This is a genomic window from Pseudomonas kurunegalensis (assembly GCF_030291635.1).
Classification (GTDB): domain Bacteria; phylum Pseudomonadota; class Gammaproteobacteria; order Pseudomonadales; family Pseudomonadaceae; genus Aquipseudomonas; species Aquipseudomonas monteilii.
In genome coordinates, this window is sequence record NZ_CP127871.1 from 2,640,455 (window position 1) to 2,663,799 (window position 23,345).

Below are 23,345 nucleotides of genomic sequence, written 5' to 3' on the forward strand. Positions count from 1 at the left end.
ATGAACGCGCCAAGGCCGCACGACCTGCTGTGGGGGATGCCCGTGTCGGGCTTGCCCACGGACGCGCCGCAGTGGGCGCTGGAGGTGTTGGCAAGCGGTCAGCCGGTGGTGGTGCGCCGTGCCACCTGTGAAGCGGGCTGGGTGGCGGTGGGGCTTCGCGGTCACGGCCGGGCGCAGCGGTTGGGTGCCTTGATGCGCCTGACCGATATCCAGCGTCAGCAAGGCCCTGAAGCACTGCGCGTGCATGCGCAAAGCCCATGGCCTGCGTTGCAGGCACTGGCTTCGGTCACCCCGGTATTGCAGGCCCGTGGCTTGGCCTGGGGGCCGACGGGTGGGGTGGGGTACCAGCTTGCGACTGGCATTGAAGTGGTACACGCCGACAGTGACCTGGACCTGCTGCTGCGCACGCCACGACCGCTGGCCCGCGCCCAGGCGCGGGAACTGCTGGATATTCTCGACTGCGCGCCGTGCCGTATCGATGTGCAACTGGAAACCCCGGCGGGTGCGGTCGCCCTGCGCGAGTGGGCCAGCTTTGCCCCCCGCGTGCTGCTCAAGTCGCCCCATGGCCCGCGCCTGGTCAGCGACCCTTGGGCCGTGATGGAGCGTGCCGCATGAGCAGCCTGTTCGCCTTCCCCGGCCAAGGGGCCCAGCAGGTGGGCATGCTGCAACGCCTGCCTGAAGGTTGCGGGCAACTGCTGGAAGAGGCCAGTGATGTCCTCGGCCAGCAGGTGCTGGAGATGGACAGCCAGCAAGCCCTGCAAAACACCCGCGCCGTGCAGCTGTGCCTGCTGCTGAGCGGCGTGGCCTGGGCGCGCTGGCTGATGCAACGCAGCCCGGCACCGGATTATGTGGCGGGCTTGTCGATTGGGGCTTACCCGGCAGCGGTCGTGGCGGGTGCCTTGGGCTTTGCCGATGCCGTGCGCCTGGTCGCCTTGCGTGGCGAGCTGATGCAAGGCGCCTACCCGCAAGGTTACGGCATGACCGCGCTCAGTGGCCTGGACCTGGCCAGTGTCGAGCGCTTGCTGATTGAGGTGGGCGGTGAGGTATACGTCGCCAACCTCAACACTGATAACCAGGTTGTCATTGCCGGTAGCGATACCGCGATGGCCGAGGTGGCCGCCAGGGCTCGTCGCCTGGGCCAAGGTGTGGCAAGGCGCTTGGCGGTCAGCGTGCCGTCGCATTGCCGGTTGCTCGACGGCCCGGCTGCGGAATTGGCCCGTGCATTCGCGACGGTCGAGCTTCAGCGGCCACGCATTACCTACCTCAGTGGCAGCAGCGCCCGCCCGGTGTTCGACCCACAGCGCCTGCGCGACGACCTGGCCGGCAACATGGCGCGGGTGGTCGACTGGCGTGCTACGTTGCGCAACGCCTATGAACGCGGCGTGCGCCTGCACCTTGAGATACCACCCGGCAGCGTACTCAGCGGGCTGGCCCGGCCAGTGTTCGAACAGGGCAGGGTGGTGGCAGTGGAAGGCACCCGTTGGGACACCCTGGATGCGCTGCTGCGCCAGGAGGTGGCCAGCGACCGATGATGGCGGGTTTGCGGATGGCGAAGAACAACAACAAGCAACTTCGACACTACCTGAGGACAACAACAATGATCATCTATGGTGTGGCACTGCTGGCGGTCTGCACGCTGGCCGGCGTTATCGTCGGCGACTTCCTGGGCGTGCTGCTGGGCGTCAAATCCAATGTGGGCGGGGTCGGCATTGCCATGATCCTGCTGATCTGTGCACGGCTGTACATGCACCGCAACGGCGGCATGAGCAAGGAATGTGAATTCGGGGTGGGCTTCTGGGGGGCCATGTACATCCCGGTGGTGGTGGCCATGGCCGCTCAGCAGAACGTGGTCACCGCCCTGCACGGCGGGCCAGTTGCTCTATTGGCGGCTGTGGGCGCGGTGCTGGTGTGCGGCGCGACCATCGCCCTGATCAGTCGCAGTCACCGGGGCGAGCCATTGCCCGCGCTTGAGCCCACCCCCGAAACCAGCACGCAAGTTGCCCCTGCAGGAGGTCGTTGAACATGTGGCCGATCATTGAAAATGCCCTGGAACACAACGGCCTGATCACTGCCTTTGCAGTGGTGGGCGCAATCATGTGGTTGTCGGTGTTGCTGTCTAAATACCTCACCTTCGGGCGGGTGCATGGCTCGGCCATCGCCATCGTCATCGGCTTGGTGCTGGCCTGGGTAGGCGGCACCGTCACCGGGGGGCAGAAGGGCCTGGCCGACATGGCGCTGTTCTCCGGTATCGGCCTGATGGGCGGGGCCATGCTGCGTGACTTCGCCATCGTTGCCACGGCCTTCGAAGTGCAGGCCACCGAAGCGCGCAAAGCCGGCATGATTGGCGCAGTCGCGCTGCTGTTGGGCACAGTGCTGCCGTTCATTGTCGGCGCGGCGGTGGCCTATGCCTTCGGCTACCGCGATGCCGTGAGCATGACCACCATCGGTGCGGGTGCGGTGACCTACATCGTCGGGCCGGTGACCGGGGCGGCGCTGGGGGCGAGCTCGGATGTGATGGCGCTTTCGATTGCTACCGGGCTGATCAAGGCGATCCTGGTGATGGTGTTCACACCGGTGTCGGCGCGCCTGTTGGCGCTGGACAACCCGCGTTCGGCGATGGTGTTCGGTGGTTTGGCGGGGACCGTGTCGGGGGTGACGGCGGGGCTGGCGGCGACGGATCGGCGGTTGGTGCCGTATGGGGCGTTGACGGCCACCTTCCATACCGGGTTGGGGTGCCTGATGGGGCCATCGATTCTGTACTTCTGCGTACGCGGCCTGGTTGGCTGAAGGGAAGCTAGCGCGATCGCTGTGGAAGCGGGTACGACCCTCCCACAGCGATCGCGCCAGCTTTCAGGTTTTGTGCAACACAGTTGCTCCCAAAGGGGATGTAACTTGCTGACGACCACTGCACGAGGCCAGCATTTATCAAGATGTTGCCCAGGAAATGTCTGGTAATTTTTCGAAGTGACAGATCCTACAGCTGTTTAGGAAGCTCCAGACTCCTTGAAGAATTGATTCCCCGATAGTGTTCGTGTCTTCAGCACGCTGGAAGACAAGGACCCCTTCATGCCCGGCCCAACCGATACCCCTCCGGTAAAACCCGAGAACCTTGCCAGCCGCATCGAAGGGCATCATGCGGCGCACCTGCATTGTCATGTACTGATAGATCCACTAGCGATCACGGGTAAAAGCCCCAAGTTTATCGATGACGCACGCAGGGCACAGTTGACAGCCTGCCGGCATCCTAGGAACACCCATGAATATCAATGAAGCCGTGACCCTTGCGCTGGCAGAAGCTGCGCTCCCGCACGACCAGTGTATGGCCTGCGAACGGCAAGGCCTGCCGATCCTGCCCCTGCGCCGCGCCCTGGTGCCGGATACCCGTCCGCAGGGCCTCACCACCGTGGCCGGTAGCCTGCATGTCTCGGCGAAGCTGGGCGTGCGCACCTTGCGCATGGGCTACCTGTACGTACTGCTCGACCAGCAGGTCTGGCATGCCTACGAAGTCAGCGAGCAGGGCCACCTGCGCCGCTTCAATCCCTACGAGCCGTCAGATGGCCTGCCGGCATCGCTGCCCGAGAAGTGCGTGAATGAAAACCACGACATTCCCTCGTCCTTCCTGAACATCGACACCGACCGCTATGGCAGCGCCTGGCTGGCCTTCTCCAGCGACCCTTGGCCGGTCAGCGTGTTGGATGCCTACAAGACGGGCCAGGCGCCTGCGCACCGCTTCGAAGGGGTAGACCTGGCTCAGGCGCGTAACAACCCCGAGTTGCTGGGCATCGCCATGACGCCCGACAACCTGCGGGTCGACAAGGAAGTGTTCGAGTACGCGCAGCATGGGTGTTCGCCATTCGACAGTGCGCATGGCTTTCACACGCGCTGGCTGCGCCGGTTTGCCCTGAAGGGGTACCTGGTCAACGCGATGAACCGGCACAAGCTGGAGAACGGTGTGCTGGCGGTGGTGCTCGACGATACCGTGGGTTTGATTCAGGAGTTCAACCATCAGCGGCTGAGCTGGGTGGTGAAGCGTCAGGTCTGGCGCGAAGATCCCATGCGGGCCTACCAACTGCAGACCTCGCAGATCCTGCAAGTCATTCGCGCCACGCACCGGGAGTGGGCGGCGCAGAAGGTGCCGTCGCTGGAGCCCATGACCGGCGACGGACCACCGGTGTTCACCGACCCGACGGTGGAACGTCAGCGGTTGGTAGAGCGGGCGCAGTTGGAGAGTGATGAACGGCTGGAGGAACGCTACGACGAAGCGAAACGGGCAGCGTTCCAGGCCGAGTACGATCAGCAGGAAATCGAGTTTCAGGGTTACATCGACAAGAACGCGCGTGCTTATGTTGCGCTGTTCGACACGCCCATGTTCAAGGTGGCCGAGCAATACGACTACGACGGCGATCATCGTGAGTCTGGCGTGGCGTATGCCAAGACCATGGCGTTGTGCCTGGGCGGCGGTATCACCGAAGCCGTGGCGCCCGATGCGGCTCCCGCAGCCGGCACCAGCGAAACGCTCTGGCTGAAATGGCTGCAGGATCCTGATAGTCCACCGTACCGGGCGTTGTTGATGCGCGACCGTGCGTTGCTGGCCGGGTTGCTGCCCAGCTTCTCCGCTGCCGACGCGACCAACTGGAACGACAGCGACAAGCTCTACAGCATGCTGAGCAAGATCATTGCCAGCGATGACGCCGGTTTGCGTATGCGCAACACTCTCAAGCAGGCCATCGCTGAAACCCAAGGTGCTCTTAACGCCGCCAGCCAGCGCTTGGCGCCCCGCCTGCCGTCAGGCATTCAGAACGCTGTGCGGCACCTGAACAGCGCGACGCAGTTTCTCTATAACGGCGTGCACCTGATAGAGCTGGAAGTGAAGATGAAGCTGGGCGAGTACTACGCCCTGCAGAGTGCCCACTTGCGCGAATTGCAGCACAAGGCCAATGCCTCGATTGCCGAAGCGCGGGACCGGATGCATCGCAATATCGATGACATCGACATTCATTCAACCAAGGTCTGGAACAAGGTTCGGCCGATCATGCAACACGGACTGATGAGTCTGGCGCTGCTCGACCCAAGGTTTACCCACAACATGATCAGCGTGACGGTGTGGGTCGAGGGTACCGCTGAAGAGGTGCGAGGCCGGTTGTTTGAGGAAGCCAACATGAAAGTGACTCAGGCAAGCAGCGCGGCACAGATTGCCTTGGTGGATGTCTCGGTGGCGGCGGGGACGCTGGAGACCAATGCCCGCAAGGTGTTGCAGGGCATGCGCATTACTTCGCATCAAGCCGCAAAGTTGGTTAAGAACAGCTTTACCGGGTTGCGAGGTGTGGCAGGTAGCTGGGAGCTGCTGTTGGCGATAGGTGGGTTGTACTTGCAGCATGACAGCCTGAGCAGAAACCAGGAAAAAGCGGAGGTGGAGATTGGGCCAAAGGCTCATGAGGCCAAGCTGGCGTTGCATGGGTCCCAATTAGGAATATTGGGCGGGCAGATTGAAGTGATTGGGCTCGTAATGCGTTCGAGCGCCAGTGCCATAGGCAGGTCATGGGCTGAGGGGGCTGCTGCCACTGGAGAGACCATAATAAAAATCGGTGCGGTATTGAGTACAGTCGCAGGGGTTTTGGACACGGCACAAGCCATTATGGCGAGAAAACGCAGTATGGCCACTGGTGATACTACAGCTGCCCAGCAATATAGAGTTGCAGCTTCAGCGTACGGCTTGGGTGCGGCGGCATTTGCGTATGCAGTTTTCAAACCTTTAATATTTGGCCCGTTGGGCGTGGCAGTCACATTAACTTTAGTCGCCTATGAGTTTAGCAAGCGAGCAGAAAAAAACGAATCAACTGCTCTCGAACGCTGGGCACGTCGATGCTATTTTGGGCACGCCAACGAAACTCCCTCCATACACTGGAATGCTCCGGAATTTTCAGACATTGCATTCGCCGAGCTCAATGCGGCGACGCTGGGCGTTCAGGCAAAACTACATTTTGAGTCGAGTTTGGCTACGGATCCTACACTCCCCAAGATAGGAGGTTTGGTCAGCTTGAACACCGTGCAACAGCTAAAATTTCTCGTCACACTACCCAGGTTTAGTAAGGCGAAGTCCGCCTATCGCTGGAAACTGATGGCACATCGGTTCGGTGATGGAACGTTTCCGGATTACGTTGGCGGAGAAACTATTGCCGCGGGCGAGTACTTGGCATATTCAGCAAAGCCTCTTTCTCCATCAGCCTCTTTTTCTAGATTCACACCCCCACGGCACCCAGACTATGTGAGTGATTTTTCGACCAATGAATATCAAAGACCTTACTCCGATGAAGGCGACAATGTTTTTCAGCTTGAAATTTCAGGCGCTGTGCCGCTAGTTCCTACAATAGGATCACATTCCTTGAGCGCCGCCACCCTGCTACTCATGTATTGGCCTGATCGCGATTTGTCGGGCGCCTATATTGAAGTTTGCTCTCGGGAGATGAATGAGTGACGGTTAAGCCAAAGATATTATGTGAGCGTGCGATAGGCTGGAGCCATGATTTGCCTCCAACGGGAGAGGCACCAGGTAGCCGCTGCTTGTTAGAGACTATAAATCCACCGCCTAATTATTTTGATGATGTATATTTAGAGCTGCCGAGAAAAACAATAAGTCTTCGAGGGTTTTCTGCGCTAGTCGGCATCCCGGGCTTATGTTTTTGCGTCGGACTAGTACTTTTCTTGTACTGGGACTTGTTTGTCCACGGCTGGGCGCGTGACTGGTTAACTAATGTATTTATAGTATTCGGTCCTCCAGTAGCTCTATGGGCGCTCATCCCCTACGCAATAGAAGATCTTGTCTTACCCAGAGACGAACCCATTCGCTTCAATCGCCTGCGTCGTAAAATCTACATCTACGAGTACAAGATAGACCGTATTTTCATTTTCAGCCGCAAACGCTGGGGCGTCCGACCCGTTGCCCATAACTGGGACGACGTAACCGCCGAGGTCTACCGCATCTACGCCCCCGGCCACGGAGGCCTGATCGAAAATGTCATGCTGTCAGTCCGTAATCCTGAGACTAACGAAGTCATTGACCGTGTCTTCTTCACGCATACGCTGCGTCAGGGCAAGGCCTATTGGGCTATCGCCCGGCTCTTCATGCAACAAGGCCCTGAAGCCCTGCCCACGTTCGTGCACCCACCCCGCGACTGGAATGACGACGATGGCCTGAGCCACATGCATTGCCTGGCACCAAAGGTTGAATGGCCAGCGGACATAGACCGCGAATCTCGTACCGCGCCATCTGAGGGAGAGGCCCAATGAGCAGGACAACCTGTGGCGTAAAGATAAGAAAATGGCTTACGCATTTCCTGATCGAAGGTGTGGGAGATTCTATGGTTTTCAGCAAGCTGTTTTGGCTCCTTTGGTGATGTATTCGTCCTGATTTTTCATCAGGGCGAATGCCACCCGTGCGAGCTTCCTGGCGAGGATTACCAATGCTTGGGTCGTTGCCTTTCCATTGTTCCGATGCCGCTCATAGTCCCCTTTCCAAACGGGTGACTTGCTGGCGGCCATCGCTGCGTTATGCAACAAACGACGGATTTCTGAGCAACCGCGCTTAGTGAGGCGACGTTGCCCACTTTTCTGCCCAGAGTCACTGACTCGTAGATCCATTCCCAAGAATGCGATGTACGCGTCACTGCTCTTGAACTCACCCCTCATAAAAGCCATTACCAGCGCTGTGGCGGTTAGAAAACCAATACCCTCTACTGCCTGGCAGCGAGCGACTTGCTCGTGCAATCCAGCTTCTCGCAGCACTTCCTTAATCTTCTTTTGGATCAACAGCTCCAGCCGATCTATCGATTTCACGAAGGTACTGAACGCAGCCTTCAAGAGGCCTTCATTAGCCCAGCTCTGAGTCATTGCAGTGCGAGCACTTACCAAGGCTGCTCTGCGACGAAGCAGGCTCTGAAGCTTGCCGTAGACAGCGGGAGGCGGGCTCCAGGGACGAAGATCCTCCCCTTCGTTTCTCAGAAATCGGGACAGCAACCGAGCATCGGAAGGGTCGGTTTTAACCCGTCCTCCAACACTTTTCCGGTAGTTACTCAGTTGGAAACCATCGATGACATAAACCTCGAAACCCAAGCTATGGGCCAGCTCAACCAAGTCCAGGTGATAAACATTGGTCGCCTCAACCGCGATAGCGGTGTTCAGCGGTTGCTGCTTCAACCATTTTTTGATTTCGGGTTTGGAATTTTTCAGTCTGACGATCTCATCACGGTCATCGTGATGGATAACCAGCTCAGCTTTTGCGACATCCGCACCCACAATCAGCTTGCCTACCTGCATTGCCATGGGCGACTCCTCACGCTATGGTTTTTCGGCTTGAAGGGGTTTCACCAAGAGGCGCTGGCTTGCTTCTATCGTCGCTTGTAAACGATGCATTCTTTATCGGCGCTTTGGTGGAAGGGGTGGGGCGATGTCTCCCACGGTCTGTACTGATGCGAGCAGTCAGAATCGGGCATTTAGTCCCACCACCCCTTCAAGTCTAACCATACAAGCGGACATGCCCGCAGAGTGATCACGTCGTCTCCAAGAAATCCATCGAGGTACCCCCAATTCGGGGGGATACTGCCGGGTGATCCTCCCCAATCCGTTTCGGTTGGCTTCATAAGTATCTGAAATACAAATAAATATTGTTCTGGCACACACCTTGCTCCACACCTCCGCAGAGTCCCCGTGCCCCGGAGGTGCAGCATGTCTACGCCACGCAAAGGCCCCCTTCTGTCATCACTCGTTCTGGCCCTGCTCGGCTGGGAAACGACCAGCGAGGCGGCCGTGCAGTGCCAGCGCACCTTGGTCGCCAACGTGGTGGCGCTGGACCAGCCACTGATGTTCAACCGCCTTGGCGCGCAAAACGCCAACGGCATGATGTTCGCCCTTCGTGAAGATGTGGTGGACGACAAGCAGGTCCCCCTCAGCAAGGGCGGGGCCGCTGTCCCGGGCAAGGTCACCTTGCGCCCGGACAAGCGCCCACGGCCGATCGTGCTGCGGGTGGCCGCCGGTGACTGCCTCACAGTCAACCTGACCAACCTGCTGGCGTACCAGGCCAACCCCAACAAGCACGGTATCGACCACGAAGAAAACGAGGTCGAAGGTGAAGAGGAAGGCCCGGAAACCGAGGTTGAAAACGAAGGTGGTGAACATTTCGTTGCCGACGAGCAGGTCAATGACCGGCACGTCGGCTTCCAGGTAAACGGCATGCAGGCGGTCAACAGCATTGGCGACATCGCCGCCAACACCGGCCGCAATGGCAACTTCCTGGTGTCGCCCGGCAACACCCGCAGCTACACCCTGTACGCCGAGCGTGAGGGGGCCTTTGCGGCCACCAGCCAGGGCGCGACCTTTGGCGGCCAGGGCGGGGCGGGTAACGTTGCCAACGGCCTGTTCGGCCAGGTGGTGGTTGTACCCAAAGGTGGGCGAACCTACCGCAATACCCTGACCGAAGAAGAAATGCGCCTGGCCACCACTGGCCGCACCGCCACCGGCCAGCCGGTGATCGACTACCAGGCCCGCTACCCGCAGGCCGAACCGTGGCTCACCGAGGGCAAAGCCGGCAAGCCGATCATTGCCATGGTCGACGGCAATGAAATCCTCAACAGCGAAACCGACGCCATCGTCATGGGGCCGAACCCTGATGGCAGCTTCCCGCGTTCGACCTACCCGCTGGAAAGCGTCAACAAGCGCAACCCGGCACTGCCCAACCGGCTGGAAGCGTTCCGCGACTTCGCTTCGCAGTTTGCCGATGAAGTGGCCGCCACCCAAGCCTTCCCGGGCTACTGGGCAGACCCGGTGATGGGCCATGTGCTGGAGCCGACCCGCGATTCGTTCATGATCAACTACGGTTCTGGCGGCATGGGCGCTGAAGTGGTCGCCAACCGCCTGGGCGTAGGGCCGATGCACGACTGCCTGTCGTGCGCGTACGAGGAGTTCTTCCTCAGTGCCCACACCGTAGGCGATATCGGCACCCTCGTGGACGTGCCAGCCAACGTCGGCCTGGAAAACATCCGCCCAGGCGAAACGCCGCCGGCCAGCGCCGTGGGCGTCAAGGCCAACATGGCCCTGTACCCGGCAGAACCCGCCAACGTGCACCACAGCTACATTGGCGACTTCACCAAGTTCCGCAACACTCACAATGGCCACGAACAGCACATCTTCCACCTGCATGGCCACCAGTGGCTGTTCAACCCCAACGACGACAACTCCGACTACATCGACGCCCAAGGCATCGGCCCGGGCATTGGTTACACCTACGAAATCGCCAACGGCGGTTCGGGTAACCGCAACCGCGTGGCGGGCGATGCGATTTACCACTGCCACTTCTACCCGCACTTCGCCCAAGGCATGTGGGCCATGTGGCGGGTACATGACGTGTTCGAGGAAGGCACCCGGCTGGAGGTGAGCGGGCAGGGCGCCAATGGCTTCCACAGCACGCCGTTCGCCCTGCGCAGCGGCAAGCCGGCCGTTGGCGCCCGGGCATTGCCTGATGGCGAGATCGTTGCCGGTACGCCGATTCCTGCCATCGTGCCGCTGCCTGGCAAGGCCATGGCGCCGATGCCGGGCAAGGTGGTGGTGGTGCCCAAGCTGTCCGAAGAGCTGGTCGCTGCCAATGACGATGACGAAGAAGAAGAGGGCGACGACGATCACGCCAACGAAACGCCAGTGCGCAAGGCCGTCGGTTCGCTGGCTCTGGTCGACCGCACCGATGCCAACCGCAACGCCGATGGCACGCTGAAAAACCCAGGCTACCCGTTCTGGATCGGCGGCATGGAAAGCAGCGTCGGCAACCGCCCGCCAACCCCGCCACTGGACATGCTTGACCCGGCCCTGGCCCGGCAACTGAAAGACAGCGGCAAAGCCCTGTGGGCAAACCTGGACCCCAACCAGGTCGATGGCTGGGATGGCGGCCTGGGCCGGCACGCGCTAGACGGCGTGTCTGCAGGCGGCGAAGCGGTGACCACCACCACCAAGCTGGACTTCTCCAAGGTGGTGCACAAGGCCAAGCCCATCTACCTGCCTGAAGAAGGCACCGATGTCGAGCAGGCCGCCATGCAGTTCCACGCCAAGGCCGAGCACCCAAGCTTTGCCCTGGTGCCCGGCAGCCAACCCGTTGCCAAGGCGTTCCGCACCAACGGTGCCTTGCCCACGGCCGGTGCGCCGTTCTACGAGCCTTGCATGGATGACCGCGGCAAACGCCTGACCCAAACCTCGGGCGTAGGCGAGTATGTCAGTGGCGAGAGCCTCACCGGCATGAGCTTCCGTGGCGCGTCCACCTTCACCGCCGACCGCCCGCGCATCTACAAGGGCGCCAACATCCAGTTCGACGCGGTGTACAACAAGGTTGGCTACCACTTCCCGCAGGCGCGCATTCTGGCGCTGTGGGAAGACGCCTGGCCGGTGATCACCAAGCAGCGCCCGCCAGAGCCGCTGGTGATGCGCATGAACACCTTCGACTGCACCATGTACACCCACACCAACCTGATCCCGTCGTACTATGAAATGGACGACTACCAGGTGCGTACCCCCACCGACGTGATCGGCCAGCACATCCACCTGCCCAAGTGGGACCTGACCGCCGCTGACGGCTCGGCCAACGGCTGGAACTACGAAGACGGCATTCTCTCGCCCGGCAGCGTTGTAGAACGCGTGCATGCCATTCGTGCCTACAACGGCTGCACCGAGGGCGACAGCCGCGACGGCACCGCCGCCTGCCCGAAAGCCAAGCAGCACCCGTACTTCGGCCGCTTTGGCCGGGCTGACTGGCTGGGTGCGCGCACGGCCATGCAACGCTGGTTCGCCGACCCGCTGGTAAACGTGAACAACGTCGACCGTGGCCTGGGCACCATCTTCACCCACGACCACCTCGGCCCATCGACCCACCAGCAGCTCGGGCTGTATGCCACCGTGCTGGCCGAGCCTGCCGGCTCCACCTGGTACCATGCCGAAACGGGCGAGCAACTGTACAACCCGGCCACACGCCAGGACGGCGGGCCGACTTCGTGGCAGGCGGTGATCAAGACCGGCGACCACGATGGCGACGGCAAGAACGACAGCTACCGTGAGTTCTTCCTGGAGTACAGCGACTTCCAGCATGCCTATGAAGCCGGTGTGTATGTGGGCGCAGGCCCGGACGGCATCCCCAATGGCCAGTCCTACCCGGCCACGGCCGACAGCTTCCGCTATGCCATCAACCCGCCAGTCCGGCAGAAGGCATCCAACCTGCTGGAATCGGTGGTCGAGTCGCGCGGTGGCCTGGCCCCTGGTTGCCCAAGCCGGCCTTGCCCACAGGCGATTTCGGTGGATGACCCGGGCATGTTCGTCGTCAACTACCGCAACGAGCCGCTGGCCCTGCGCGTGTTCGACCCGAACAAGGTCGGCCCTGACGGCAAACGCGGCATGCAGGCGGATGGCCTGGCGGGCGACCTGAGCTACGCCTTGCAAACCCGTACCGACCGTGCGATCCCGGCCATGAACATGGCGCCGTCGGCGATCACCTCGGCCGTTGGCCCAACCGGCGGGACCACGCTGTTCCCACCGCACATCAACAAGGCCGGCAGCGAACCGGGCGACCCGTTCACGCCCATGCTGCGCACCTACTCTGGCGACAACGTGCGCCTGCGCCTGCATGCCGGTGGCCATGAAGAGGAGCATAACGTTACCCTGCACGGCGTGAAGTGGCTGCAGAACGGCACCGGCTTTGGCAGCAGCTCCAACTCGGGCTGGAAGTCGTCGCAGATGATCGGTATTTCCGAACAGATGGGCTTCATGGCGCCGGTGTCGATGATTTCCAGTTCTGCGGCTACCAACGGTGACTACCTGTATTCGATGGACGCCGCCCTGGAAGGCTACTGGAACGGTATCTGGGGGGTGATGCGCAACTACACCGCGCAACGCGCCGACCTGTTCCCGTTGCCGAACAACACCCAGCCGGTGGCCATGCGCAATACCGTGAACTTTGACGGCATCTGCCCGAAAACCACGGCCAACCCCAACGGCATCGGTACTCGCACCACGGTCAAACGCAGCTACGAGATTGTGGCGGCGCTGGCCAACGACATTCTCGAAAACCGCAACGGTGTCAGCATCAACGACCCGGCCGGAGCGGGCCAGCATGTCGGCGGGCCACTGAAGGCCAATGGCGGCACCCTGGTGTTCAACAGCCGCAAGACCAGCATCCCGCAGGTCACGGTGGTGGACGAAGAGGACGGCACCACCTTCACCGTCGGCGGCCACAGCGCCCCGCTGCATGACCCGACCGCCGTGCTGTACGTGCGCAAGGCCGACCTGGACGCCACCACCGGCAAGCTCAAGCCCGGCGTACCCGTGGAGCCGCTGGTGCTGCGCGCCAATGCCGGGGACTGCATCAGTATTACCCTGGAGAACCGCCTGCCGTCGGTCATGCCAGACCTGCCCAGTACTGCCGTGATGCAGAACGTGGTCAAGCGTGACCGCTTCGACAGCGAAGGCTCCACCGCCTTCAACAACAACCTGATGCGGCCTTCCAGCCACGTGGGCCTGCATGCCCAGTTGCTGGCCTACGACATCACCAAGTCCGACGGTGCCAACGTGGGCGCCAACCCGGTGCAAACCGTGCCACCCCGGGCGGGCAACAGTGGTGCCTACCCAAGCCGGGTGTACCAGTACTACGCCGGCCACCTGGAGCGCGAAGGCAAGCCGGTGCTGCAACTGGGCCGCACGGTGGACAACATCAACACCACCGCCATCGAGTTCGGTGGCCTGAACCTGGCGCCGTCGGACTTCATCAAGCAGCCGCAGAAAGGCCTGGTGGGCGCCATGAGCATCCTGCCGCAAACCGCGACCTGGACCGAAGACACCGCCAGCCGTGCCCAGGCCACGGTCAAGGTCACCGGCCAGCCCGACTACCGCGACCTGGTCACGGTGTGGCAGCGCTCGATGAACATGCGTTGGGCTGACGGCCGCCCGGTCGAAGGCATCGCCACCGAAGGCAATGGCGTGCCGGGCGACCCGAAAGACAACGGCAACATGGCCATGAACTACAAGACCGAACCGCTGTGGCTGCGCTTTGGCCTGGCACCGGATGCCCCCTTCGGCCATGCCGATGGCTTCGGCTTCGCCGATGTACCGAACGCGCACATGGCCTACAGCAACGCCCTGGTCGGCGGTGACCCGCAAACCCCGGTGCTGTATGCCAAGCCCGGCCAGCCGGTGCGCAGCCATGTGCTGATGCCCAGTGGTGGCAGCCGCGGTATCACCTACCAGCTCGATGGGCACCTGTGGCCGCTGCACAACTACCAGGCCGAGAAGAGCGACGCGGACGGCTACCCGCTAGGCCTGCCCGGCATCGGCTCGGTGCGCTTCGGCTACAACCCGATGGCCATGTACATCGGCGCCCAGGAAAGCGTACTGCCAGCGGCACACTTCAGCTTCATGCTGCCCAGTGCCGGCGGTGCCAACGCGGTGGCGGGTGACTACCTGTTCCGCGACTACGCCGCCTACGGCAACCTCTCGGGGCTGTGGGGGATTTTGCGGGTGACCAACGAAGCGCCGCCGGCAACGGCCCCGGCGCAGTGACGGAAGGGGAGCGCGAGCATGAACAAGAAGACTCGCCCTGCTTACTTGGGGGTAGTACTGGGAGTGGCGCTGATCGGCCTGGGCGTGGCGTATGAAAAGCTCTGGTGCGATCCCCGCGAGCTGTTGCAGGAAACTGCCGAACCGCAGGCCCCGCACCGGCTCATTCGGGATGGCGTAACCGTGGAGTTCGAGGCCCGGCCGCTGGCCGGGGGCGAGCTGAAGGAAGGCGGCTTCGCCAACATCCGCTTCAAACTCAGCGACCAGACCAGTGGCCAGCCGCTATCGGGTATGGCGCCGGGGGCGTGGATCGACCCGGCGCAGTCGGCCCCGGTGGGCGACCGTGACCAGAGCTGCAAGGCGCGGGTTGCGCTGTTTCTCAAGAGCAGCATCGGTGCCCGACCGCTGCTCGACCTGAACAGCTACTTCCTGTTGATGCTGAACAACGACGCCAGCCTGACGGTGATCGACCCCACCGTCTCGGTGGGCGGCGTGACCAGCACCATGGCGCGTATCGACCTGCCCGGGCGGCCCATGGACTGGGCGGCCACCAGCGACGACAAGCAGGTATTCGTGTCGATCCCCGAGCGCGGCAAGGTGGCGGTGATCGATACCGAAACCTTTACCCGCGCGGCCGACCTGGACGCCGGCGACCAGCCGCTGCGTGTGGCCCTGCAACCCGATCAGCACCGGCTGTGGGTGGGCAACAACAGCCGTGACCCGGCCAAGGGTGGGGTCACGGTGATCGATGTGCCGGGGCGCACCACCCTGAAAAGCTTCAACACCGGCACCGGGCACCACGAAATCGCCTTCAGCGCCGATTCGCGCTTTGCCTACGTCAGCAACCGTGACAGTGGCACCCTGAGCGTGATCGACATCCCTGAAATGCGCCTGGCCAAAACCATCAAGGTGGGCCCGCACCCGCTGTCGGTCAGTTATTCGGCGCTGTCCCAGGCGGTGTACGTGGTCGATGGCGAAGAGGGCAGCGTGCGGGTGTTCGATGCCCGCAGCCACCAGCTGCGCCATACGGTCAAGGCCGAGCAGGGCCTGGGGCCCATGCGCTTCAGCAGCGATGGCCGCTACGGCATCGTGCTCAACACCCTGGAAAATCAGGCGCTGGTGATCGACGCCAGTACCGACAAGCTGATCCACCACATCCCGGTGGCGGCCGAGCCGTACCAGCTCACCTTCACCAAGGGCTATGCCTACGTGCGTGGCCTGGCTTCGCCGAAGGTGACCATGATCAACCTGTCCAGCCTCGGTGAGGGGCGCTCGCCCATTGTCCAGGGCTTCGAAGCCGGCCCGGCGGCGCCGCGCCAGGCCGGTGACCTGCCGCTGGCCCAAGGGTTATCGGTATCGCGTGACGACAATTCGGTGTTCGTGGTCAACCCGGTGGACAACACCACCTACTTCTACGCCGAAGGCATGAACGCGCCGATGTCCGGTTACAACAACCGTGGCCACCAGGCCCGCGCCGCCCTCGTCGTCGATCGCAGCCTGCGCGAGGTGGCGCCTGGGGTGTACGGCTCGACGGTGAAGCTGCCCGCCGCCGGCAAGTTCGACGTGGCCTTCCTGCTCAACCAGCCGCAAATCATTCATTGCTTCAGCACCGACGTGGCCGAAGCCCCCAACACCGGCAAGCGCAAGGGCGCGCATGCCGAGTTCATTGGCCTGGACCAGCCGATGTCGCAGCACAGCGCCATTAACGCGCGCGTGCGCATCGTCGGTGACGACGGCCAGCCACGCCTGGGCCTGAACGACCTGAGCTTGCGCTACTTCCTGGCACCGTCGTCGATGCCACGCAACCTGCAACTGCAGGAGGTGGGCGAGGGCGTGTACCAGGCGGCCCTGACCCTGCCCGAGGCTGGCGCTTGGTACCTGCATGTGCAGTCACCTTCGCTGGGGCGCAAGTTTGCCGAAGAAAACTACACCAGCCTGCGCGTCCTGCCGGCTGCAGCGACCAACGCTTCCCAGACTGACGTGAGGAATGTGCGATGAACACCCAGCATGCTTTCACACTGTTGGCCCTGAGCCTGGCACTGGCCAGCAACCTGGCCCTGGCCCATGCCGGACACGATCACACAGGCCACGCCGAGCAGCCTCCGGCGGCGAGCCAGGAAAAGACCAGCGTGCGCTTTGCCGACGTTTCGCTGCTGAACCAGGACGGCATGCCGGTACGGCTGGAGAGAGACCTGGTAGGTGATCACCTGGTCGTCATGGGCTTCATCTACACCAGCTGCACCACGGTGTGCCCGGTGGTGTCGTCGATCATGGGCAAGGTCCAGCAACAACTGGGTGGCCGGGTAGGCGAGGAAATCCACATGGTGTCGATCAGCGTGGACCCGCAGCGTGACGACGCCAAGCGCCTGCAAGACTACGCCAAGGCCTTCCAGAAAGGGCCAGGCTGGAGCTGGCTGACCGGCACCCCGTACGCCATCACCGAAACCCTCAAGGGCCTGGGCAGCTTCAGCGCCGACCTCAGCCAGCACCCGCCGCTGATCCTGGTGGGTGACGGGCGCAGCGGGCACTGGACGCGTTATTACGGCTTCACCGACCCGGCGGTACTGATCGAAGAAATCAACCGCCTCAGCGCCCGCCGGGTGCATGCCAAGAGCACGGCCATCGCCGACCATCACGAGGTGCAACCATGAGCACTGTCACTTCCCGCCGCGCCGGCATGCGCGCGTTCGACTGGCTGGTACTGGGCGGCTGCCTGTGGATCCTCGCCTCGGTGGCGTTCGCCCACGAGGGCCATGCGCCGCAAGCGCCAGCGCCACAGCCGGCGCCCCAGGCGATGACCAGCGGCGGCGGCACCCGCGATGCCCAGGCCTGGTTCACCGACACCGTGCTGAAGGACCAGAACGGCCGCGAACTGCGCTTTTACAGCGATGTGCTCAAGGACAAGGTGGTGATGCTCAACGTGATCTTCACCCACTGCACCGACGCCTGCCCGCTGATCACCCGCAAACTGCGTGAAGTGCGCGAAGCCATGGGGCCGGAGCTGGCCGGCCAGGTGACCTTCGTCTCGATCAGCAGCGACCCGCTCAACGATACCCCGCAGGCGCTCAAGGCGTTTGCCGAGAAACAGGGGGTGGATGGGCCGAACTGGTTGTTCCTGACCGGGGACAAGGCCAATGTCGACCTGGTGCTCGGGCGTATCGGCCAGTTTCTTCCCAGCCCCGAGCAGCATTCGACGCAGTTGATTGCCGGTGATGTGGCCGGCAAGCGCTGGAGCAAGATCCGCCCGGATGCGCCGGCCGTGGCCATTGCCCAGCGCATGCAGCTGCTGACCCAGCCACTGGCAGGCCGGTGAGCATCATGAACACCTGGGCGTTTTTGCTTGTTGGTTTGGCATGCAGTACTTCGGCCTTTGCGCTGGACCTGACCGACCACGAGCTAGCCGGCAAACGCCTCTACCGCGAGGGCGTCTCCAGCAGTGACGCCCAACTGCAAGCGCGGGTCGGTGCCAGCGACATGACGGTGCCCGCCAGTGTGCTGCCCTGCGCAAGCTGCCACGGCAACGACGGCCGTGGTCGCGCGGAAGGTGGCGTGCGCCCGCCCAGCCTCGACTGGCAACGGCTGGCACTTGGCCAAGGCACGCGCGAGGCCAACGGCCGCAGCTACCCGGCTTATACCGACAGCAGCCTGACCCGGGCCATTCAGCATGGCGTGGACCCGGCCGGCAACCGCCTGGACCCGGCCATGCCACGCTTTGAACTGACAATGGCCGACCAGCGCAACCTTACCGCCTACCTCAAGCGCCTGGCCGAGGAACGCGACCCTGGTGTAGAGGAGGGTGTGCTGCGCCTGGGCACCTTGCTGCCAGCGAGCGGCCCGTTGGCCGAAGCCGGGCAGGTGGTGCGTGCCGTGCTGGAAGACGGGGTGGCGCAACTCAACCAGCAAGGCGGCATACACGGGCGGCGCCTGGAGCTGGTCGTGCTTGATCCGGGCTTCGACCCTGCCAGCGCCGAACAAGCCTTGCAGCAGTTGCTGCAGCAGGCGCGCGTGTTCGCCTTGATCTCGCCCTTGGCACCCATGCTCGACCAACGCCTGGCAACCTTGCTGGCGCCACAGAATGTGCCCCTGATCGGCAGCACGCCGCGTAGCGGCGGCAGCCCACAGATCTTCGACCCGCTGCCCGGCCTGCCCGTGCAATTGCTTAGCCTGGCCGCCCATGCCCGTGCTGCGCTGGGCCTGGCCCCGGGTGACCTACGTGTGGTGTATGCCGGTCACGAGCAGGCCGCATTGGCTGAACAGGTTCGCGAGCGCCTGCAGCAGCAAGGCTGGGCGCCCGCCATCCAGGCCTTTGACGGCCAGGCCGTGGACGGGCAGGGCATCGTCTTCCTTGGCCGTGCCCAGGCCTTTGCCGAATTGGCCGCCGCGTTGCAGGCGGCAGGCCGTCAGCCCTACCTGTTCGCCGCCTCCAGCCAGGTGGCCGGTGCGGTGGCGCGCTTGCCCGAGCAGTGGTCGCAACGGGTGTTCCTGGCCTATCCCTATGTGCCGGAAGACTGGACCGAGCAGGGGTTGGCGACCTTGGCCGGCATGCAGCAGCGCCAGGGCCTCGACCCACGGCAGGCATCGTTGCAGGTCAACACCCTGTGTGCGCTACGGTTGCTGAGCGAAGCGCTGAAGCAGATAGGCCGTGACGCCAGCCGCGAGCAGCTGATTGCGGCGCTGGAAGGCCTGCACGATGTGGCCACCGGCCTGACCCCGGCCTTGGGCTTTGGCCCAGGCCGCCGCCAGGGCATGGCGGGCGCCCATGTGGTGGCAGTGGCGCTACCTGGGCCGCGTTTCACCTCGGTTACCCCGTACCGGCCAGTGCCGGATACCCCTTGAGCGGAGGCTGCCATGCGTATCGTGTTGCTGTGCCTGCTGTTGGTGCTGGCCAAGGCGAGCTGGGCCGATGTGCCTGCGGCGCGGGTCAATGGCGTGGAAATCGGCGTGACACGCCTGGAGCGTTATTTCAGCGAATACCTGAGCGCCCAGGGCCGCGCGTTGACCAGCATTCGCAACCCGGGCCTGTACAAGCGCCTGCGCGATCAAGCGCTGGACGAGCTGATCGACAAGGAGCTGCTATGGCAGGAAGCCCGGCGCCAAGGCATCGCCATCAGTGACGCGCAGGTGTCGGCGCATGTGGGCGAGGTCGAAGCGGCGTTCGGCAGCCCGGCAATTTTCGAGCGGCGTCTGGCGGAGGCGGGTTTCGATAGGGCACAGTACACTGAGTACACCCGGCAAGACATGGCAGCCCAGCAGGTGTATGCCCAGCTCAGTGCAGTCGACGCGCCGAGCCAGGCCGAAGTGGAGGCTTTCTATGCTGCCAACCGGGAAACACTGCAAGGAGCGCAGAACCAAAGTGATAACCCTTCGGTCATACGTGAACAGGGCCTGGTCTTGGCCAGGGCGGCGCTTATCGGCAAGCGAGAGGCCGATGCGCGCCGGTCCGTGCGCCAACGTTTGCGCGACGCCGCTAACGTGGAGGTTGCAGACTGAGGCCCCTGATGGCGTTTCCCCCAATGCTGGGGAATTAAGGTTTGGCAATGTGCCATCAGTTTCCCCGCTTGTGGGGAACCGGGCGGGTGCGCCTGCCCGACGCGTTTCGGGTGTTGGCCGGCACCCTTGGCAAATCAGACACTTACAACGGTGCAACATGACTATTCACGCCTGGCACGAAGCCTGCTCAAGCCTGTACAAGGGCGCACTTCGCAGACCGGGTAACCGGGCAGTACTTGGGAGTCGACCTTGGTGAACAGAGTATTGGTAGTCGATGACGAACAGACCCTTGCGCAAAACCTGCAAGCGTACCTGCAGGCGCAAGGCCTGGAAGTTCATGTTGCCCACGACGGTGCCAGTGGTATCGAACAGGCTGCAAGCCTGGCACCGCAAGTGATCGTGCTGGATTACCGCTTGCCCGATATGGAGGGTTTTCAGGTTCTGGAGGCCGTACGCAAGAACAGGCAGTGCCACTTCGTGCTGATCACCGCCCACCCCACTGTCGAAGTGCGTGAGCGGGCCGCCGAACTCGGTGTGAGCCATGTCCTGTTCAAGCCGTTCCCATTGGTGGAACTGGCCCGTGCGATCTTCGACCTGATGGGCATCGAGCGCCGGCGCAGGGCCACGGACAACCCGGCTGAAGGGTTCGTCGAACGACGCCAGAACAGGAACGAATCGTTCCCCCTGCAGTTGTACGATGGAAGCTGGGTGTTGGCCGACCGCCGCCGTAATGGCGCCAAGCCCCCAGGGCCCGACGACGAACAACTGCTCACAGGGGAATAGCGGCGCCCGCACCCTTGGCCGAGCCAGCCTGCGACGCGCCCCTGAGCGGAGTCGCAGGCCATGCCGCAAGCACTTGATGCAACAGTCTCAGCCTACCCCCGCGACCTGCTGGCCCAGGCCCGCCTGCAATCCAGCGACGAGCGCCTGCTCAACTGCCTGGAACGCCTGGCCTGCGACAGCCCGGACACCTTCACCCGCCGCCTCGGCCTGACCCTGCACTACCCGGTGCTGGACAGCCACAGCCTGCTGGCCAGCACCCCCCGCTTCGACAAGGTGGCCCTGGCCCAGTGCCTGAAACGCGAATTCGTGCTGATCGAGCAGGGCGGCCAACTGCTGGGCGTGTTCGCCGACCCCTTCGACCCCGCCCGCCTGGCCTGGATCGACGATGTGCTGCAAGGCGCGCCACTCTACCTGGCCCACGCCGCCGAACTGGCCACCTTCCTGGCCCGCCACGAAGAAAGCTTCCACGCCGTCGATGCCCTCGATCATGACGCCGAGGCCAGCAGCGAAGGTGACCCGCTGCAACGCCTATCGCTGGCCAGTATCAGCGAAGACCAGAGCCGCGTGGTCAAGCTGGTCAACTCCACCCTGTACGACGCCCTGAAGCTGCACGCCAGCGACATCCACCTGGGCATGACCGGCCAGGGCCTGACCATCAAGTACCGCATCGACGGTGTGCTCAACGGCGCTGGCAAGGCCAGTGGCAGCGCGTTTGCCGACCAGGTGATCTCGCGCATCAAGGTCATGGCCGAACTGGACATCGGTGAAAAGCGCGTCCCCCAGGACGGCCGCTTCAAGGTCGCCGTGGGTGACCGGCAAATCGACTTCCGCGTATCGATCATGCCCAGCATCTTTGGCGAAGACGCCGTGCTGCGGGTGCTCGACAAGCAGGACTTGTCCGACCGGGTCAGCGGCGTGCAGTTGCAGGCCCTGGGCTTTGCCGACGAGACCCTGCGCGCCCTGCGTCGGCTGGCCGCCGAACCCTACGGCATGATCCTGGTTACCGGCCCCACCGGCAGCGGCAAGACCACCACCCTGTACGCCATGATCAGCGAGATCAACCACGGCGTGGACAAGATCATCACCATCGAAGACCCGGTCGAGTATCAGCTGCCCGGCGTGCTGCAGATCCCGGTGAACGAGAAGAAGGGCCTGACCTTCGCCCGTGGCCTGCGCTCGATCCTGCGCCACGACCCGGACAAGATCCTGGTGGGTGAAATCCGCGACCCGGACACTGCCCAGATCGCCGTGCAGTCGGCACTCACCGGCCACCTGGTGTTCACCACCATCCACGCCAACAACGTGTTCGACGTGATTGGCCGCTTCAGCCAGATGCAGGTCGACCCCTACAGCTTTGTTTCCGCATTGAACGCCGTGCTGGCCCAGCGCCTGATCCGCCTGGCCTGCCCGCATTGCGCCACGCCCTGCGAACACGATGACGACACGCTGTATGGCTCTGGCCTGACCCGCGAGGGCGTGGCCGGCTGGAAGTTCGTCCGCGTGCAGGGCTGCGGCCATTGCCGTGGCAGTGGCTACCGCGGCCGCAGCGCCATCGCCGAACTGCTGCACCTGGACGACGACCTGCGCCAGATGATCGTCGAGCGCCGCCCCCTGTCGCAAATCAAGACACTCGCCTGCCAGCGCGGCCTGCGCCTGCTGCGCGCTTCGGCCCTGGACCTGGTCCGCGATGGCCGCACCACCCTTGAGGAGATTAACCGTGTCACATTCATCTGATCGTTTCTGCGCCGTACTTGGCGCCGAGGGTGTCGGCTTGGGTTGCTGGCACAAACACCAACACCAGTGGCTGGGCAGCCGCGAGTTCAACTGCGACGCCGCCCAACCGGCCTGGGAAGCTGCCGTCGACGCACTGGCCGCGCTGCTGGCCGAGCATGCTGTACGTGGCGCCCAGTTGCGGGTGCTGCTGTCGGCCCGCTACAGCCGCTTCTGCCTGGTGCCCTGGAGTGATGCCATCGGCCACCCGCGCGAGCTGGACGCCTACGCCCGGGCCTGCTTCGAAAACCTCTACGGGCAGCCGCTGGACGACTGGCGCATCGTGTTGTCGCCCGAGCCTGCCGGTGCCGCCCGTATCGCCACGGCGCTGCCCGAAGCCCTGCTGCAACGCTTGCAGGGGCTGGGCCGGGAAAGCCGCCTGAGCCTGCGCTCGGTGCAGCCGTACCTGATGGCCGCCTACAACCGCTGCTCGCCACAGCTGGCGCAGGGTGACTTCCTGTTCGTGCTGGCCGAGCCGCGCCGTAGCGTGCTGCTGCTGGCTGCGGGTGGCGCCTGGCAGCAAGTGCTGGCGCAAGGTTGCGCTGACAGTGACCAGGCGCTGCAAGCGCTGATCGAGCGCACCTGCGAGCTGTATGGCGAGCACCTGCCCCGGGTGTACCTGCATGCCCCAGGCCGGGGCGACGTGCCGCAACTGGCGGCGGTGCAGCTGTGCCAGCCGGCCAGCGAAGCCGACCCGTTGTGCGCCATGTGGCGGGCGGTGGCCTGAC

At 63.3% G+C, this 23,345-nt stretch carries 16 protein-coding genes; 15 read left to right on the forward strand and 1 reads right to left on the reverse strand.

Features of this window, described 5'->3' with window-relative positions; translation table 11 throughout:
- From QQ992_RS11825 to QQ992_RS11850, 6 genes are all read left to right on the forward strand, one after another.
- Nucleotides 1-615: a malonate decarboxylase holo-ACP synthase gene (locus QQ992_RS11825; protein ID WP_286113496.1), complete on the forward strand. Its 615-nt coding sequence runs from the start codon at nt 1-3 to the stop codon at nt 613-615.
- Complete coding sequence (gene mdcH, locus QQ992_RS11830) at nt 612-1,532, forward strand: malonate decarboxylase subunit epsilon (protein WP_119369760.1); 921 nt, start codon at nt 612-614, stop codon at nt 1,530-1,532. Before QQ992_RS11825 ends, mdcH begins: the two co-directional genes overlap by 4 nt.
- A gap of 65 nt (nt 1,533-1,597) precedes the next feature.
- Nucleotides 1,598-2,020, forward strand: a complete 423-nt coding sequence (gene madL / locus QQ992_RS11835) for a malonate transporter subunit MadL (protein ID WP_119369761.1) — start codon at nt 1,598-1,600, stop codon at nt 2,018-2,020.
- Between the two features lie 2 nt (nt 2,021-2,022).
- Nucleotides 2,023-2,787 carry a malonate transporter subunit MadM gene (gene madM, locus QQ992_RS11840; protein ID WP_060709640.1) on the forward strand — a complete coding sequence of 255 codons (765 nt, stop codon included), beginning with the start codon at nt 2,023-2,025 and terminating at the stop codon, nt 2,785-2,787.
- Nucleotides 2,788-3,256: 469 nt separating this feature from the next.
- Entirely contained in the window at nt 3,257-6,475 is a 3,219-nt protein-coding gene (locus tag QQ992_RS11845) for a T6SS effector BTH_I2691 family protein (RefSeq protein ID WP_286113498.1), read from the forward strand.
- A 227-nt stretch (nt 6,476-6,702) separates the two neighbouring features.
- Nucleotides 6,703-7,287, forward strand: a complete 585-nt coding sequence (locus tag QQ992_RS11850; RefSeq protein WP_350157509.1) for a DUF6708 domain-containing protein — start codon at nt 6,703-6,705, stop codon at nt 7,285-7,287.
- A 78-nt stretch (nt 7,288-7,365) separates the two neighbouring features.
- Here QQ992_RS11850 and QQ992_RS11855 read toward each other — a convergent pair whose 3' ends face one another.
- Nucleotides 7,366-8,319 (reverse strand): IS110 family RNA-guided transposase, encoded by a 954-nt coding sequence (locus tag QQ992_RS11855; RefSeq protein WP_119372048.1) that lies wholly within the window; start codon nt 8,317-8,319, stop codon nt 7,366-7,368.
- A gap of 402 nt (nt 8,320-8,721) precedes the next feature.
- Between QQ992_RS11855 and mnxG the strand changes: the two genes are divergently transcribed.
- The 9 genes from mnxG (at nt 8,722) to QQ992_RS11900 (ending at nt 23,344) form a co-directional block, all read left to right on the forward strand.
- The gene (gene mnxG, locus QQ992_RS11860) at nt 8,722-14,577 is read left to right on the forward strand and encodes a manganese-oxidizing multicopper oxidase MnxG (RefSeq protein ID WP_286113500.1); all 5,856 of its coding nucleotides are present in this window, start codon (nt 8,722-8,724) and stop codon (nt 14,575-14,577) included.
- Nucleotides 14,578-14,595: 18 nt separating this feature from the next.
- Nucleotides 14,596-16,572: a cytochrome D1 domain-containing protein gene (locus QQ992_RS11865; protein WP_286113502.1), complete on the forward strand. Its 1,977-nt coding sequence runs from the start codon at nt 14,596-14,598 to the stop codon at nt 16,570-16,572.
- Nucleotides 16,569-17,225, forward strand: a complete 657-nt coding sequence (locus QQ992_RS11870; protein WP_286113503.1) for an SCO family protein — start codon at nt 16,569-16,571, stop codon at nt 17,223-17,225. Before QQ992_RS11865 ends, QQ992_RS11870 begins: the two co-directional genes overlap by 4 nt.
- Complete coding sequence (locus QQ992_RS11875; protein ID WP_286113504.1) at nt 17,222-17,887, forward strand: SCO family protein; 666 nt, start codon at nt 17,222-17,224, stop codon at nt 17,885-17,887. Before QQ992_RS11870 ends, QQ992_RS11875 begins: the two co-directional genes overlap by 4 nt.
- A 5-nt stretch (nt 17,888-17,892) precedes the next feature.
- Nucleotides 17,893-19,410: a cytochrome c/ABC transporter substrate-binding protein gene (locus tag QQ992_RS11880; protein WP_286113505.1), complete on the forward strand. Its 1,518-nt coding sequence runs from the start codon at nt 17,893-17,895 to the stop codon at nt 19,408-19,410.
- Nucleotides 19,411-19,422: 12 nt separating this feature from the next.
- Nucleotides 19,423-20,064 (forward strand): SurA N-terminal domain-containing protein, encoded by a 642-nt coding sequence (locus tag QQ992_RS11885; RefSeq protein WP_105947575.1) that lies wholly within the window; start codon nt 19,423-19,425, stop codon nt 20,062-20,064.
- A gap of 249 nt (nt 20,065-20,313) precedes the next feature.
- On the forward strand, nt 20,314-20,847 hold the full coding sequence (locus QQ992_RS11890; RefSeq protein WP_182774205.1) for a response regulator: 534 nt from the start codon (nt 20,314-20,316) through the stop codon (nt 20,845-20,847).
- A gap of 60 nt (nt 20,848-20,907) precedes the next feature.
- Nucleotides 20,908-22,581 carry a GspE/PulE family protein gene (locus tag QQ992_RS11895; RefSeq protein ID WP_286113507.1) on the forward strand — a complete coding sequence of 558 codons (1,674 nt, stop codon included), beginning with the start codon at nt 20,908-20,910 and terminating at the stop codon, nt 22,579-22,581.
- Nucleotides 22,565-23,344, forward strand: a complete 780-nt coding sequence (locus QQ992_RS11900) for a hypothetical protein (protein WP_286113508.1) — start codon at nt 22,565-22,567, stop codon at nt 23,342-23,344. The genes QQ992_RS11895 and QQ992_RS11900 overlap by 17 nt, the downstream gene beginning before the upstream one ends.
- Nucleotide 23,345: the final 1 nt, after the last annotated feature.

Coding starts and splice junctions, on each gene's coding strand:
- QQ992_RS11825 (WP_286113496.1), top strand. CDS start 1: ATGAACGCGCCAAGGCCGCACGACCTGCTGTGGGGGATGCCCGTGTCG.
- mdcH (WP_119369760.1), top strand. CDS start 612: ATGAGCAGCCTGTTCGCCTTCCCCGGCCAAGGGGCCCAGCAGGTGGGC.
- madL (WP_119369761.1), top strand. CDS start 1,598: ATGATCATCTATGGTGTGGCACTGCTGGCGGTCTGCACGCTGGCCGGC.
- madM (WP_060709640.1), top strand. CDS start 2,023: ATGTGGCCGATCATTGAAAATGCCCTGGAACACAACGGCCTGATCACT.
- QQ992_RS11845 (WP_286113498.1), top strand. CDS start 3,257: ATGAATATCAATGAAGCCGTGACCCTTGCGCTGGCAGAAGCTGCGCTC.
- QQ992_RS11855 (WP_119372048.1), bottom strand. CDS start 8,319: ATGGCAATGCAGGTAGGCAAGCTGATTGTGGGTGCGGATGTCGCAAAA.
- mnxG (WP_286113500.1), top strand. CDS start 8,722: ATGTCTACGCCACGCAAAGGCCCCCTTCTGTCATCACTCGTTCTGGCC.
- QQ992_RS11865 (WP_286113502.1), top strand. CDS start 14,596: ATGAACAAGAAGACTCGCCCTGCTTACTTGGGGGTAGTACTGGGAGTG.
- QQ992_RS11870 (WP_286113503.1), top strand. CDS start 16,569: ATGAACACCCAGCATGCTTTCACACTGTTGGCCCTGAGCCTGGCACTG.
- QQ992_RS11875 (WP_286113504.1), top strand. CDS start 17,222: ATGAGCACTGTCACTTCCCGCCGCGCCGGCATGCGCGCGTTCGACTGG.
- QQ992_RS11880 (WP_286113505.1), top strand. CDS start 17,893: ATGAACACCTGGGCGTTTTTGCTTGTTGGTTTGGCATGCAGTACTTCG.
- QQ992_RS11885 (WP_105947575.1), top strand. CDS start 19,423: ATGCGTATCGTGTTGCTGTGCCTGCTGTTGGTGCTGGCCAAGGCGAGC.
- QQ992_RS11895 (WP_286113507.1), top strand. CDS start 20,908: ATGCCGCAAGCACTTGATGCAACAGTCTCAGCCTACCCCCGCGACCTG.